Origin of the sequence: Stappia sp., from assembly GCF_040110915.1 — a bacterium.
Lineage (GTDB): Bacteria > Pseudomonadota > Alphaproteobacteria > Rhizobiales > Stappiaceae > Stappia.
In genome coordinates this window covers 3797332-3810121 of record NZ_CP157793.1, presented here as the reverse complement: position 1 = coordinate 3810121, position 12790 = coordinate 3797332, and the positions used below count along the sequence as shown (strand labels likewise).

The window sequence follows — 12790 nt, the reverse complement described above, 5'->3', positions numbered from 1 at the left end:
GCCGGAGTGCGGGCCGATCAGGACCGGCCGGGACTGTCAGATCGCCAAGGGACCGCCAGAGGATTTCAGGGGCCTGCCACGGATGAGCGCGCGTACGCTTCCCTTTCTCAAGATGAACGGGCTCGGCAATGATTTTGTCGTGTGGGACGCGCGCGCGCAGGCGCTGCCGCTCGACGCCGACGCGATCCGCCGCATCGGCGACCGGGAGACCGGCATCGGCTTCGACCAGATGATCACGGTGGAGCCCTCTCCGGCCGGCGCCGACGCCTTCATGCGCATCCACAACCGCGACGGGGGCGAGGTCTCGGCCTGCGGCAACGCCACGCGCTGCGTCGGTCGGCTGCTGATGGAGGAAACGGGCCGCGACGCCGTCACCATCGAGACCCGCGCCGGATTGCTGATCGCCACCGCCGGCCCCGTTCCGCATGCGGTCACGGTCGACATGGGCCAGCCGCGCTTTCGCTGGGACGAGATCCCGCTCGCCGAGGAGTTTCACGACACGCGGGCGATCGAACTGCAGGTCGGGCCGATCGATGCGCCGCTTCTGCACACGCCGAGCGTCGTCAATGTCGGCAATCCGCACGCGGTCTTCTGGGTGCGCGATCCGGACGCCTACGATCTGGAGCGCTTCGGCCCGCTCTTGGAAAACCACCCGATGTTTCCCGAGCGCGCCAACATCTCGCTCGCGCATGTGCTGTCGGACGCGGAGATCGAGATCCGCGTGTGGGAGCGCGGCGTCGGTCTGACGCAGGCCTGCGGCACGGCGGCCTGCGCGGTCGCGGTGGCGGCCGCCCGCGACCGGCGCACGGACCGCCGGGTCACCGTGCATCTGCCGGGCGGGCCGCTCGTGATCGAGTGGCGCGAGAGCGACGACCACATCCTGATGACCGGGGCGACGGAGATCGAATACGAGGGCGCGCTCGACCTTGCGGATCTCACGTTCCGCCGGACCGGTCCGGGCGATACGCCGATCCTGGAGGTGGTGCGGTGAGCATCGACGTGATGACCTTCGGCTGCCGGCTCAACGCCTATGAATCGGAGGTGATGAAGCGCGAGGCCGAGGAGGCGGGGCTCGACAACGCCATCCTCATCAACACCTGCGCAGTCACCTCGGAAGCCGTGCGCCAGGCGCGCCAGTCGATCCGCAAGGCGCGGCGCGACAATCCGGGCGCGCGCATCATCGTCACCGGCTGCGCGGCGCAGACGGAGGCCGAGACCTTCGCCGGCATGGAGGAGGTCGATCTCGTGCTCGGCAACACCGAGAAGCTGGAGCGCGCGTCCTACGAACGGGTCGCGGCCTTCGGCATCGACGAGACGGAGAAGGTGCGCGTCAACGACATCATGAGCGTGCGCGAAACGGCCGCCCATCTGATCGACGGGCTGGAGGGACGCGCGCGCGCCTTCGTGCAGGTCCAGAACGGCTGCGACCATCGCTGCACCTTCTGCATCATTCCCTACGGGCGCGGCAATTCGCGCTCCGTGCCGATGGGCGCGGTGGTGGAACAGATCGCCCGGCTCGTCGACAACGGCTATCGCGAGATCGTGCTGACCGGCGTCGACATCACCAGCTACGGCGCCGATCTTCCGGGCACGCCGTCGCTCGGCGATCTGACGCTGAAGATCCTCAAGCATGTCCCCGCCCTCGACCGGCTGCGGCTGTCGTCCATCGATTCCATCGAGGCGGATCCGGCCCTGATGCGCGCGATCGCGGAGGAGGCGCGGCTGATGCCGCATCTGCATCTGTCGCTGCAATCGGGCGACGACATGATCCTCAAGCGCATGAAGCGCCGGCATCTGCGCGCCGACACGATCCGCTTCTGCGAGGAGGTGCGAGCCCTGCGCCCTGATGTCGTCTTCGGCGCGGATATCATCGCCGGCTTTCCCACGGAGACGGAGGCGATGTTCGCCAATTCGCTCGCCATCGTCGACGAGTGCGGCCTGACGCATCTGCATGTGTTCCCCTTCTCGCCGCGCCCCGGCACGCCGGCGGCGCGCATGCCGCAGCTCGACCGCGCTCTCGTCAAGGAGCGCGCCGCGCGGCTGCGCGACAAGGGACAGGCGGCGCTCGAGGCGCATCTTGCGGGTGAGGTCGGGCACGTGCGCGACGTGCTGATCGAACGCGAGGGGCTGGGCCGCACGGCGCAATTCACCCAGGTGGAATACCGGCCGGAGGCGTTTGCGGACGCCGGCGCCGGCGACCTCGTCGCGATGCGGATCGGCGGGCATACCGGGCGGCATCTGATGGCCGAGCCCCTTTCCCAACCAGCGGCACGAACAGGCGGCATGACGGCATGAGCGATTCCAAACGCGGCTTCCTCGGACGGCTTTTCGGCGGACGCCAGGCCGAGCGGGCCCCGGAGGCGGAAGCCGACCTTTTGAAGGAGGCGGAAGCCGACCTTTTGAAAGAGGCGGAAGCCGACCTTTTGAAAGAGGCGGAGCCGGACACCGCGCCCGAGGCGGAAGCCGACCTTTTGAAGGAGGCGGAGCCGGACACTCTGACCGAGGCGGAGCCGGACCCCTCACCTGAGGCGGCGGCTGAGGCCGTAGCGGACGCCCCGGCCGCTGCAACGGATGCGCCCGCGCGCCCCGAGGAAGTGCGCGCCGTCGAGGCGGCGGAGGAAATCGATTTCGCGGCCGAAGCGGATGCGGCGCGCGGCGTGCCGCTGACCGAGCCGGTGGAGACCGAATCGGTGGAAACCGGTCGGGACGAGACCGACGTCGATGCGGCGCCCGAGCCGGCCGTGGTCCCTGCGGCACCGAAAAAATCCTGGTTCGCGCGGCTGAAGGACGGGCTGTCGCGCTCGTCCGCCTCGCTCACCGGGGGCATCACGGCGCTTTTCACCAAGCGCAAGCTCGATGCCGAAACGCTGGAGGATCTGGAGGATCTTCTGATCCAGGCCGATCTCGGCGTCGACACCGCCATGGCGATCGCCGAGCGGATCGGCGAGGGCCGGTTCGACAAGGAGATCGCGCCCGACGAGGTGCGCCGGGTGCTCGCCGAGGAAGTCGCAAGGGTGCTGGAGCCGGTGGCGCGGCCGCTGACGCTCGATCCCGCCCGCAAGCCGCATGTGATCCTGGTCGTCGGCGTCAATGGCACCGGCAAGACCACCACCATCGGCAAGCTGGCGGCGAAGCTCAGGGCCGAGGGCAAGACGGTGATGCTGGCCGCCGGCGATACCTTCCGCGCGGCCGCCGTCGAACAGCTCAAGATCTGGGGGCAGCGCACCGGGTCCGAGGTGATCGCCCGCGACACCGGCGCCGATGCGGCCGGCCTCGTTTTCGACGCGATGGACCAGGCGCGCGCGGCCTCGGCCGATGTGCTCTTGATCGACACCGCCGGGCGGCTGCAGAACCGCGCCGAACTGATGGCGGAACTGGAAAAGGTCGTGCGCGTCATCAAGAAGCACGACCCGGACGCGCCGCACAGCGTGCTCCTGACCCTCGACGCGACGACCGGTCAGAACGCCATGAGCCAGGTCGAGATCTTCGGCAGGACCGCCGGGGTGACGGGACTGGTGATGACCAAGCTCGACGGCACGGCGCGCGGCGGCATTCTCGTGGCGATCGCCGCGAAGCACAAGCTGCCGGTGCATTTCATCGGCGTCGGCGAGGGGATCGACGATCTCGAAGCCTTCAAGGCGGAGGATTTCGCCGCCGCCATCGCCGGCCAGGAGGGGTAAGGCGCAATGGAATTCGAACACGATCCCAACGCGCCCGACCGCAAGGAGCTGCCGCCGCTTCTGAAGCTTGCGCTCGAACTCGGACCGCTGGTGCTGTTCTTCTTCGCCAATGCGCGCGGCGAAATGCTGGTCGAGCGCTTTCCCGCGCTCGGCGCCTTCGGCGGGCCGATCTTTCTGGCGACCGGCGTCTTCATGGTGGCGATCACGATCTCGCTCGGCGTGTCCTACGCGCTGACGCGCCGGCTGCCGGTGATGCCGGTGGTCTCCGGCGTGGTGGTGCTGGTCTTCGGCGCGCTGACCCTGTGGCTGCACGACGAGTTGTTCATCAAGCTCAAGCCGACCATCGTGAACACGCTGTTCGGCTGCGTGCTGCTCGGCGGGCTGGTCTTCGGAAAATCGCTGCTCGGCTATGTCTTCGACAGCGTCTTCCGCCTCGACGCCGAGGGCTGGCGCAAGCTGACCTTCCGCTGGGGGGTGTTCTTCTTCTTTCTGGCCCTGCTCAACGAGGTGGTCTGGCGGCTCTTCTCGACCGATTTCTGGGTCTCGTTCAAGGTCTTCGGCGTGATGCCGATCACCATCGCCTTCACGCTGGCGCAAATGCCGCTGATCCAGCGCCATTCGCTGGATCAGGAAAAATGGAAGTGAGCGGCGGCGCGGACGCGCGCCCGCGCCGGTCCTGTCGCCGCGTCCGTTACTGGTCGCCGAGTTTCATCGACGGATCGTAGTCGCGCCCCGCGACCTCCTTCACCACCGCCTGCCCGCAGACGACGCACCCGCGCGTCGCATCGAAGGTCATGGTCGGTGCGCCGTGCAACTCCCAGCCGGCGTTGAGTGCCGCCGTCACCTTGTGGCAGAAGGCGCTGTCGTCGGGGCCGGTGAGCAAGCGGTAGAGTTTCATCGGACGATCTCCCCGCGCCTCAGCGGCTGGCGATGGCATCGGCGATGGCGACGAGCTTGGCGCCCATCTCCGCATGCAGCCGCTCGACCATCTTGCCCTCGACCTGGATCGCGCCCTTCTGGGCGTTTTCCGGCTTCTCGAACTCGGCGATGATCTTGCGCGCCCAGGCGACCTCGGCCTCGCTCGGCGAGAAGGCGGCGTTGCAGGGCGCGACCTGCTTGGGGTGGATCAGCGTCTTGCCGTCCATGCCCATCTCCGCGCCCTCGCGGCATTCCGCCTCGAAGCCGTCGGCGTCGTCGAGACCGTTGAACACGCCGTCGACGATCGCCAGCCCATGAGCGCGGGCGGCGGCGACGCAGGTCATCAGCCAGGGGCGCATCGGGGCGCGACCCGGGACCAGACGGGCGCCGGTTTCCTTGGCCAGATCGTTGGTGCCCATGACGAAGCCGGCGAGCCGCGTCTCCGGATTCTTGGCGCTGGCGGCGATGTCGCGCGCGTTCAGCATGGCGAGCGGGGTTTCCATCATCGCCCAGAGCGCGACGCGGGCGGGCGCCCGCGCGCCGTTTACCTGATGCGCCACGCGCTCCAGATCGGCCGGCGTCGAGACCTTCGGCACGAGGATCGCGTCGGGCGCGGCGGCGACCGCCATGGCGAGATCGTCCGCGCCCCAGGGGGTGGCGAGCGAGTTGATGCGAATCACAAGTTCGCGATGGCCGTAGCCGCCGCCGGCGACCGCGTCGCGCACCTGCTGACGCGCCACGTCCTTGGCGTCGGGGGCGACCGCGTCCTCGAGATCGAGGATCAGGGCGTCGACGTCGAGCGTCCTGGCCTTCTCCAGGGCCCGGGCATTGGAGCCCGGCATGTAGAGCACGCTGCGGCGGGGGCGGCTTGCGGCGGTCGTCATGGGATCACGCATCCTTTTCATCGGGCGGGACAGGGTCGGCAAGACGGGACGGGCGATAACGCCGGGCGCGTCCGCTTCACGCGGTTGGATCGCCGCTTTTTACAGGCCTTTGGGGGGAGGGCGTCAACAGCCTGTTGCGGGCAGCCGCCGGCGTGGCGGGCGGTGGTTTGCCGGCGGGGCGCCCGTGCCCGCGCCGGTCTTCGCGGGGAGCGGGTGGGGACGCTTGATTACGCCTGCCGTTCGGGACAAGGTAACGGCGACATCCTGCCCGGGATCAAGCATTTGCGGAGATTTCATGAGCACTCTTTCCATCCGGACCCTCGGCCCCGATGACGCGCCCGCCCTCGCGCCGCTGATCGCGGATTACGCGCAGGCGCTGAAGCGCGGCGCGCCGCGTCGCCCGGACCAGTATTACGCCGAACGCATCCTCGGCGACCGTACGGCCGAGGTGATCGGCGCGGAGCGCGACGGGGCGCTGGTCGGCTTCGCGATCTTCTTCGACCTGCCGGAGATCATCACCGGCCTGCGGGCCGGCCAGCTCGACGAAATCTACGTGCATCCCTCGGCGCGCAACCAGGGCATCGCGCGGCGCATGATCGAGGCGCTGGTCGGCGAGGGACAGTCCCGGGGCTGGTCGCAGCTGCGCTGGATCGTCCCGAGCCGCAACGCACCGGCCATGGCGCTCTACGACCGCATCGCCGAGCCGGCCGACTGGAAGGGCTATACGCTCGCCATCGACCGGGTCATGGCCGAGTGATCCGGCGGACCCTGAGTCAGTCGATCAGTAGAGCGGCGCGAGGGCGGCGATCGGGATCAGCCCGACGCGCGCCGTGCCGGCCCTGAAGGTCAGCGGAACCGTCACGGCCGGCGCGCCGTCGAGCGTCGTTGGCGTGCCGAAGCCGGCGATGGCGCCTTGCAGCGCGGTCGGGACGTTCGATCCGGCCGGAAAGAACGGCGCCAGCAGCGCGGGCAGGGCATCGACACCGGTGACCGTCAGCGGCAGCTCGCCGCTGAGCCGCCCCTGGCCATCCAGCCAGAGCGTGCCTTCCGCCGACAGGGACACGGTCTCGCTGTCGACCCGCAACTGCGTGACGCGGATCGCGTCGGGGGCCGACAGCGTTGCGCGCATGTCTCCGCCGCCGCCGAAGAGCGCCGCGCCGTCGGCCACGGTCGCGGTCGCGAAAAGCCGCAAGGGCGCGGTCAGGCCGGGCACACGGGCCTCATCCAGCCGCAGCGCGAGATCGGCATTTTCGCGCGCTTCCGGCGTGCGGCGCAGATTGACGCTCATGTGTGCCGCCTCGACGCGGCCGGTCGCAAGGCTGGCCGAGGGGCCTTCGAGCGCGATGTCGGCCCGCGCCAGCGCGGTGTCGCCGACGCGGGCGCTTGCCCGGGCATTCGTCCAGTCGAGGGCGAGCGTGCCGCCGGGCAGCGCATCGGGCAGGGTCAGGCGGGCGGGGGCTTGCGCCTCCAGGATCAGATGGCGGGGGTTGTAGGCCATGGCGATGGCCCGCAGGGCCCCGAGCGCGAGCGCGCGCCCCTCGGCGTCGCGGGCCTCCAGCGGCGCGCAGTCGAGGCGGATCTGGAAGGGATAGCCGCCGAGCGCCTCGTCACCGCACACCAGCGCGCCGCCCTCCGCATTCGCCACCGCCACCGCATTGTGCAGCAGATCGCCGGCCATGCCGCGCGCGATCGCCCAATAGGCGGTCCAGCCCGCAACGATCAGCACGACGAGCGTGCCGAGCAGCCAGTAGCCCCGGCGCGACGGCGGACGCGGCGTGTCGGGCGATGTGTTGGCTTCGGGAGCGGTCATGGCTGTCTCTCTCGCGGGATCTTTGCGGTGCGTGTAAGCATGCGGCGGGCCCGCTTGCAAGGCGCATGTGCCCGGCGGTCGCGGCCCGCGACCAGGTGACGCCCTTTGCCCGCGCCCTGTCGGGCTTCACGTCGGGGGCATGCTTGTCAGTCGCGCGCACGGTTGCTAGGGGGACAGGGCACGAAGGGGAGCGCATGCAGGATATCTGGGTTTTCGGCTACGGCTCGCTGATGTGGCGACCGGGTTTCGACCATGAGGACGCGGTGCCGGCGGTGTTGCACGGCGCGCACCGCTCGCTTTGCATCTATTCCTGGGTCCATCGCGGCACCCGGAGCCGGCCCGGTCTGGTGCTCGGTCTCGACCGGGGCGGCGCCTGCCGGGGCGTCGCCTTTCGCGTCGCCGCGCGCAACAGGGCCGAGGTCATCGACTACCTGCGCGCCCGCGAACAGGCGACGCTGGTCTATCTGGAGAGCGAGCGCCGCGTGCGGCTCGCAGACGGCCGCGACACGCCGGTGCGCGCGCTGACCTATGTGGTCGACCGGTCTCACGAACAATATGCCGGGGTCCTGCCGCTCGAGCGGCAGGTGGAGATCGTGCGCGGCGCGGTCGGCCAGTCGGGCCCCAATCCGGATTACGTCCTCAATACGCTGGCGCATCTGCGCGAATTGAAGATCCGCGATGCGGCGCTCGAGGCATTGTGTGCCCGGCTTGCGGAGCCGCAGGGGGGCGCGGCATCGGCTGTGCCCGGTCTCGCCGCATCGGGGCCGGAGCGCTCAGCCTGAGCGCTTGCGCTCCGGGTCACCCGAGGAGACCGGTGTCCCGCTGCCGTCGAGCAGGCCGGGCAGGGTCGCCGGCGCGAGATCGCCCGGTGCCGGACCGGCCAGACCCCCCGGTAGTCCCCCCGGTGCCGCATCGTTCGCCAAGAGGTCGTCCATGACGGCGCGGCGGTCGGCGGCGCTGCGCGCCAGGAGATGGATCCAGGCGCGACGCCCGGCGAGCGCGCGGGCGCTCAGCGGCGCGCCCCGACGCATGCCATCCCGGTCCACCTCCCCCATCCAGGCCGCATGCCCCGCCGTGGCGTCGAGCAGCACCACCGCCGCGCGATAGGCGCCCAGCTCCTCCGCCGGAACGGCGGAAAACAGATACCGCCGGCCGGAGCGCCCCACCAGATAGCGATAGCGGTCGGACAGACCGAGATCCGTCGCCGCACGCGGCGCGCCCTCGCGCGGCGGGTCGCCGGTCGAGGCCTCGGCGGGCGGCTCTGTCGGAGGCGAGGACGGTTTCATGCCGTCAATCTAGAACGAAACGGGAACTTTTTGCCAGTCGAAACTGCAGGTGCCCCTGGTTGCGCGCCGGTCGGTCACGCGTCGGTCGGTCACACATCGGTCCTGTCGAAGACCGCGCTGTCGGGCCGGTGACCGCGGGCGCGCCAGCGCGCCGCCACGCGGGCGAGAACCGGTGAGGGGCGCGGGGCCCTCGCCGCTTCCTCGATGAGGCGGTCGGTCGCGGTTTCGATGCTGTCGGTGAGCGTGCGGTGGACAGTCTCGATCTCCAGGCCCGGCTGGATCGGTGGCAGGATCTCGACCAGCACGGTGCCGGGATAGATCCGCCAGCCGCGCCGCGGCCAGTACAGGCCCGAGTTGAGCGCGATGGGCAGCATCGGGCAGCCGAGCGAACGATAGAGATGGGAGGCGCCGAACTTGTAGCGCGGCTCCTCGCCGGCGCCGCGTCGGGTGCCTTCGGGAAAGATCAGGATCTGGCGCGCCTCGCGGATCGCGATCTCCGCGTTCTGGGTTAGCGCGGCGAGCGCGACGGAGCGCTTGCCGCGATCGACCGGGATCTGGCGAAACTTCGCGGTGTACCAGCCGAACAGCGGGATGTAGCGCAGCTCGCGCTTCAGGACGTAGGTGGGAAACTCGAAGAGCGGCAGCAGCGCGAAGGTCTCCCAGGCCGAATGGTGCTTGGCGGCGACGATGAAGCCGCCGTCGGGGATGTTCTCCAGTCCCCGGACCTCGACCCGCAGTCCGACCACCGCGCGCAGCAGGACCACGTTGACCCGCGCCCACAGGGGCACCACCGGCCAGCCCATGCGCGGCGGCAGCAGGAACACCGGCAAGGAGAGGATCATCAGGGCCGCGGTCGACAGATAGAACAGGACCTGGAACGTCAGGGAGCGGAGAAGGATCATCGGCGCGGCCGGAAGGCGAGAGTGGACGGGGCATGGCCCCTCGAAAAGGCGGCAAGGCCGGCACGGAGCCGGCCGACGGGTCAGGGCTCCGGCGGTCCCATCAGGGCGATCCGGACCCAGGCCAACATGTACTTCAAGTATTCGCGTGCGAGAAGCACGGAAACCCCGCGGTCGCGATACCAGCCGTCGAGCGCGAGGTCGGTGGACTGCACCGGCGCGGGCACGAGCTCCAGATCGGGCATCACGGCGCGCAACTCCAGCAGGGCGCGCGGCATGTGATAGGCGCTGGTGACGACGAGCAGGGTGCGGAACCCGTTGCGCCGCGCCCATTTGCCGGTCTCCGCCGCGTTCTCCAGCGTGTTGTTGGCCTCGCGGTCGAGGTCGATGCAGCAGGCGAAGAGCGCCAGATCGCTTTCGGTGCGCCGGACGATCTGCTCCGGCGTCGTGTCCGGATGAACGCCGGAGATCAGCAGGCGCTCGGCGCGCCGGTCGGCCAGGAGCTCCAGCGCCTTCTTCACCCGCTCGCTGCCGCCGGTGAGCACGACGATGGCGTCGGCGCCCACGTCCTGCGGGGTCTCGAGGTTCGTCACCGTGTCCGCGAAGCGCAAAAAGCCGCCGACGGCAAACCCGAGGCAGCCGACGAGCGCAAGCAGCAGAACGGCGGTCGGCCAGCCGCCGGCGCGCCGGCGCGGCGCCCGCTCCGGTGCCCCGTCCGGCGTCTGGTCCGGCGTCGGGCGCGGATCCGGGAGAGCGTCCTGCGGTGCTGGATCTTTCTCGGTCGTCATCGCACTCATCGGCAACACGGCCCCATCGAGGATGGAGTGTCCGGCGGCATGGGCAGGCGGGACGGTCGAATCGCCACGGCCGGTCCCCTTGCGTTTTCCACCGAAGGCGGCGCAAAGGCAACCTGCGGCAGACGAGGCCCCGCGCCGCCCCTGCCCGACGAGATCAGCGGAACATGGCGAAAAAGCCGTCGATGCGGGTGGCGAGCCCGCGGCCCGCGCGGGTCAGCAGCGCGCCGATGTAAGCGCCGAACGCCGCGAGGCCGGCGCGGGTGCGGGCCTCGATCCGCTCGCCGGCGGCCGTGCGATAGAGGCCCGCGTAGACGGCCAGGATCACCAGCAAGGTCAGCCCCCAGGCGAGCATCGTGTCCGACAGGAAATGCCCGCCGAAGGCGACCCGGTTGAGTGACAGCGCCAGGAACAGCGGCGCGACGGCAAGCAGGATGCCGCGCCGCCAGGCCGGCGGCGCCAGAAAGGCGAGCGCCACCAGCCAGAAGCTCGCCGATCCCTCGCCCGAGACGAAGGAGCAGTTGGTGGCGCAATGGTCCGTGATCCGCCACACGCCGATGAAGGGGGCGTCGCCGCCGAAGGCCTCGACCGAATTGGGGCGCGGGCGCCCCCAGTTGTTCTTCAGGATCGCATTGACCAGCAGGCCCGGCCCGAGCGCCAGCGTCGACAGCAGAAACAGCGGCGCGCGCAGCGAGAGGCCGGCGACCAGACGCGGCGCGACCGTGGCGGCGAGCAGGATCGCCAGACTGGCGCCGGCGATCACCTTGACGAGGAAGGGGCCCAGTTCGCGCAGCCGCATCAGCAGCGGGTCCGTGGTCGCCCAGAAGCCGGCGGTCGCATCGTGGAAGAGCCCGCTCATCCACAGGTCGAGGCCGGGGAACGCGAGAAAGACGGCCGAGACGAGCGCCACATAGGCCAGCGTCAGGACGATCAGCCGGCGAAAGGGCCCGCGCTCGGCCAGCGGGTCGCGGCCCGTGTCCGACCGTGTGTCGGGTGCGGGCGTCGTCGAGGAAAGGGAAGATGTCATGCGTATTCCGTCCTGGGCCCCGCTGCGGTTATAACCGGAGAGACGCGTGTGTCCATCACCCGTGCCCGGGCAAGGGACGATGTCGACGGACAGGCCCGAAAGACGGCTGCGGAGGAAGGCCATGGGCGAGGCCATAGGCAAGGACAGGGGCAGGGGCGAGGCCATAGGCAAGGACAGGGGCAGGATCGCACCGGTCATCGATTTCTGGTACGAGTTCGCCTCCACCTACAGCTATCTGACGGCTCTGCGGATCGAGCGGGCCGCGAGCGCGCGCGGTGTCGGGCTGCGCTGGCGGCCGTTCCTGCTCGGGCCGGTCTTCGCCAAGGCCGGCTGGCCGACCTCGCCCTTCAACCTCTACCCCGCCAAGGGGGCTTACATGTGGCGCGACATGGAACGCCTGACGGCGGCCGCTGGTCTGCCCTTCGTGCGGCCCGATCCGTTTCCGCAAAACGGCCTGCTCGCCGCGCGTGTCGCGCTGGCGCTGGACGATCCGGCGGCCGTTTCCAGGTTCAGCCGGGCGGTCTATCTTGCGGAATTCGGCGAGGGCCGGGACATCGGCGCGCGCGAGACGATCGCCGCGATCCTCGCCGGTCTCGATCTGCCCGCCGACGCGCTGCTGGCGCGCGCCGAAACGCCCGGAATCAAGGCCCGGCTGAAGGACGAGGTCACGGCGGCGGAATGCGCCGGCATCTTTGGCGCGCCCAGTTTCACCACCGCCGACGGCGACTTGTTCTGGGGCAACGACCGTCTGGAGCAGGCCCTCGATCACGCCGTGCGACACGCGGGCGCGGACGCCGCGCAGGAAGGAGACCCCTCATGATGTTCGTGCCCGACGCCGCAACGCTCGCGACCTTCACGCTCGCCTGCGTGGTGCTGGTGCTGACGCCCGGACCGGACATGACGCTGTTCGTCAGTCGGGCCCTGTCGCAGGGGCGCGCCGCCGGAATGGCCTCGATGCTGGGCGCGCTCGCCGGCAATGTGGTGCATACGCTGCTCGTCGCCTTCGGCCTGTCGGCGCTGCTGGCCGCCTCGGCGGAGGCGTTTTTCGTGCTCAAGGTGGCCGGGGCGCTCTATCTGCTGTGGCTTGCCGTGCAGAGCGTGCGCAAGGGCTCGGCCTTTTCCGTGCAGGCCGCGCCGCGCACGCGGAGCGTGCCGCTTCGCCGGGCGTTTCTCACCGGCGTGACGGTCAATCTGCTCAATCCGAAGATCATTCTCTTCTTTCTCACCTTTCTGCCGCAATTCGTCGCCACCAACGATCCCGACGCGGCCGGAAAGATGATCTTTCTCGGGCTCTATATGGTCGCGGTTTCGCTTCCCTTCTGCGTGGCGATGGTCATGATGGCGGACGGATTGTCGACGTCGCTGCGGCGCGCGCCGCGCGTGCTGCGGGCGGTCGACTGGCTGTTCGCCGGCGTGATCGGCGGCTTCGCCCTCAAGATCCTGATGACGGCACGGTCGTGACGCCGCCCGCCGTCTTCCCTCGCGACCGGGG

At 70.0% G+C, this 12790-nt stretch carries 15 protein-coding genes; 8 read left to right on the top strand and 7 right to left on the bottom strand.

What is annotated here, in order from left to right; all coding sequences use genetic code 11:
- Positions 1–82: 82 nt before the first annotated feature.
- The 4 genes from dapF to ABL312_RS16985 are packed head-to-tail and all read left to right on the top strand — an operon-like array spanning position 83 to position 4325.
- Complete coding sequence (dapF, locus tag ABL312_RS17000; RefSeq protein ID WP_349358591.1) at positions 83–991, top strand: diaminopimelate epimerase; 909 nt, start codon at positions 83–85, stop codon at positions 989–991.
- Positions 988–2295, top strand: a complete 1308-nt coding sequence (mtaB, locus tag ABL312_RS16995; RefSeq protein WP_349358590.1) for a tRNA (N(6)-L-threonylcarbamoyladenosine(37)-C(2))-methylthiotransferase MtaB — start codon at positions 988–990, stop codon at positions 2293–2295. The genes dapF and mtaB overlap by 4 nt, the downstream gene beginning before the upstream one ends.
- The gene (ftsY, locus tag ABL312_RS16990; protein WP_349358589.1) at positions 2292–3680 is read left to right on the top strand and encodes a signal recognition particle-docking protein FtsY; all 1389 of its coding nucleotides are present in this window, start codon (positions 2292–2294) and stop codon (positions 3678–3680) included. Before mtaB ends, ftsY begins: the two co-directional genes overlap by 4 nt.
- A gap of 6 nt (positions 3681–3686) precedes the next feature.
- On the top strand, positions 3687–4325 hold the full coding sequence (locus ABL312_RS16985) for a septation protein A (RefSeq protein ID WP_349358588.1): 639 nt from the start codon (positions 3687–3689) through the stop codon (positions 4323–4325).
- Positions 4326–4371: 46 nt separating this feature from the next.
- On the opposite strand, the gene ABL312_RS16980 is transcribed toward ABL312_RS16985, so the two are convergent.
- Positions 4372–4578, bottom strand: a complete 207-nt coding sequence (locus ABL312_RS16980; RefSeq protein ID WP_349358587.1) for a DUF1737 domain-containing protein — start codon at positions 4576–4578, stop codon at positions 4372–4374.
- A gap of 19 nt (positions 4579–4597) precedes the next feature.
- Entirely contained in the window at positions 4598–5482 is an 885-nt protein-coding gene (locus ABL312_RS16975) for a CoA ester lyase (RefSeq protein ID WP_349358586.1), read from the bottom strand.
- A 295-nt stretch (positions 5483–5777) separates the two neighbouring features.
- On the opposite strand from ABL312_RS16975, the gene ABL312_RS16970 reads away from it, so the two are divergent.
- Positions 5778–6239 carry a GNAT family N-acetyltransferase gene (locus ABL312_RS16970; RefSeq protein WP_349358584.1) on the top strand — a complete coding sequence of 154 codons (462 nt, stop codon included), beginning with the start codon at positions 5778–5780 and terminating at the stop codon, positions 6237–6239.
- Positions 6240–6263: 24 nt separating this feature from the next.
- Here ABL312_RS16970 and ABL312_RS16965 read toward each other — a convergent pair whose 3' ends face one another.
- A complete protein-coding gene (locus ABL312_RS16965; RefSeq protein ID WP_349358583.1) occupies positions 6264–7292 on the bottom strand; it encodes a DUF2125 domain-containing protein in 1029 nt (342 codons plus the stop codon).
- Between the two features lie 194 nt (positions 7293–7486).
- Between ABL312_RS16965 and ABL312_RS16960 the strand changes: the two genes are divergently transcribed.
- On the top strand, positions 7487–8074 hold the full coding sequence (locus ABL312_RS16960; protein WP_349358582.1) for a gamma-glutamylcyclotransferase: 588 nt from the start codon (positions 7487–7489) through the stop codon (positions 8072–8074).
- Here the strand turns inward: ABL312_RS16960 and ABL312_RS16955 are convergent.
- The 4 genes from ABL312_RS16955 to ABL312_RS16940 all read right to left on the bottom strand — a co-directional run bounded on the left by ABL312_RS16955 (position 8066) and on the right by ABL312_RS16940 (position 11298).
- Positions 8066–8578 (bottom strand): hypothetical protein, encoded by a 513-nt coding sequence (locus ABL312_RS16955; protein WP_349358581.1) that lies wholly within the window; start codon positions 8576–8578, stop codon positions 8066–8068. The genes ABL312_RS16960 and ABL312_RS16955 overlap by 9 nt on opposite strands.
- Before the next feature lie 89 nt (positions 8579–8667).
- A complete protein-coding gene (locus ABL312_RS16950) occupies positions 8668–9480 on the bottom strand; it encodes a lysophospholipid acyltransferase family protein (RefSeq protein ID WP_349358580.1) in 813 nt (270 codons plus the stop codon).
- An 80-nt stretch (positions 9481–9560) separates the two neighbouring features.
- Positions 9561–10265 (bottom strand): YdcF family protein, encoded by a 705-nt coding sequence (locus ABL312_RS16945; RefSeq protein ID WP_349358579.1) that lies wholly within the window; start codon positions 10263–10265, stop codon positions 9561–9563.
- A gap of 163 nt (positions 10266–10428) precedes the next feature.
- Positions 10429–11298 (bottom strand): phosphatase PAP2 family protein, encoded by an 870-nt coding sequence (locus tag ABL312_RS16940; RefSeq protein ID WP_349358578.1) that lies wholly within the window; start codon positions 11296–11298, stop codon positions 10429–10431.
- A gap of 121 nt (positions 11299–11419) precedes the next feature.
- On the opposite strand from ABL312_RS16940, the gene ABL312_RS16935 reads away from it, so the two are divergent.
- Together ABL312_RS16935 and ABL312_RS16930 are read left to right on the top strand one after the other, a co-directional pair.
- The gene (locus tag ABL312_RS16935) at positions 11420–12118 is read left to right on the top strand and encodes a 2-hydroxychromene-2-carboxylate isomerase (protein ID WP_349358577.1); all 699 of its coding nucleotides are present in this window, start codon (positions 11420–11422) and stop codon (positions 12116–12118) included.
- A complete protein-coding gene (locus ABL312_RS16930; protein WP_349358576.1) occupies positions 12115–12759 on the top strand; it encodes a LysE family translocator in 645 nt (214 codons plus the stop codon). Before ABL312_RS16935 ends, ABL312_RS16930 begins: the two co-directional genes overlap by 4 nt.
- Positions 12760–12790: the final 31 nt, after the last annotated feature.

Excerpts from the sequence above, each read along its gene's own strand:
- dapF (WP_349358591.1), top strand. The coding sequence starts at position 83 with ATGAGCGCGCGTACGCTTCCCTTTCTCAAGATGAACGGGCTCGGCAAT.
- ftsY (WP_349358589.1), top strand. The coding sequence starts at position 2,292 with ATGAGCGATTCCAAACGCGGCTTCCTCGGACGGCTTTTCGGCGGACGC.
- ABL312_RS16985 (WP_349358588.1), top strand. The coding sequence starts at position 3,687 with ATGGAATTCGAACACGATCCCAACGCGCCCGACCGCAAGGAGCTGCCG.
- ABL312_RS16980 (WP_349358587.1), bottom strand. The coding sequence starts at position 4,578 with ATGAAACTCTACCGCTTGCTCACCGGCCCCGACGACAGCGCCTTCTGC.
- ABL312_RS16975 (WP_349358586.1), bottom strand. The coding sequence starts at position 5,482 with ATGACGACCGCCGCAAGCCGCCCCCGCCGCAGCGTGCTCTACATGCCG.
- ABL312_RS16970 (WP_349358584.1), top strand. The coding sequence starts at position 5,778 with ATGAGCACTCTTTCCATCCGGACCCTCGGCCCCGATGACGCGCCCGCC.
- ABL312_RS16965 (WP_349358583.1), bottom strand. The coding sequence starts at position 7,292 with ATGACCGCTCCCGAAGCCAACACATCGCCCGACACGCCGCGTCCGCCG.
- ABL312_RS16960 (WP_349358582.1), top strand. The coding sequence starts at position 7,487 with ATGCAGGATATCTGGGTTTTCGGCTACGGCTCGCTGATGTGGCGACCG.
- ABL312_RS16955 (WP_349358581.1), bottom strand. The coding sequence starts at position 8,578 with ATGAAACCGTCCTCGCCTCCGACAGAGCCGCCCGCCGAGGCCTCGACC.
- ABL312_RS16950 (WP_349358580.1), bottom strand. The coding sequence starts at position 9,480 with ATGATCCTTCTCCGCTCCCTGACGTTCCAGGTCCTGTTCTATCTGTCG.
- ABL312_RS16945 (WP_349358579.1), bottom strand. The coding sequence starts at position 10,265 with ATGACGACCGAGAAAGATCCAGCACCGCAGGACGCTCTCCCGGATCCG.
- ABL312_RS16940 (WP_349358578.1), bottom strand. The coding sequence starts at position 11,298 with ATGACATCTTCCCTTTCCTCGACGACGCCCGCACCCGACACACGGTCG.
- ABL312_RS16935 (WP_349358577.1), top strand. The coding sequence starts at position 11,420 with ATGGGCGAGGCCATAGGCAAGGACAGGGGCAGGGGCGAGGCCATAGGC.
- ABL312_RS16930 (WP_349358576.1), top strand. The coding sequence starts at position 12,115 with ATGATGTTCGTGCCCGACGCCGCAACGCTCGCGACCTTCACGCTCGCC.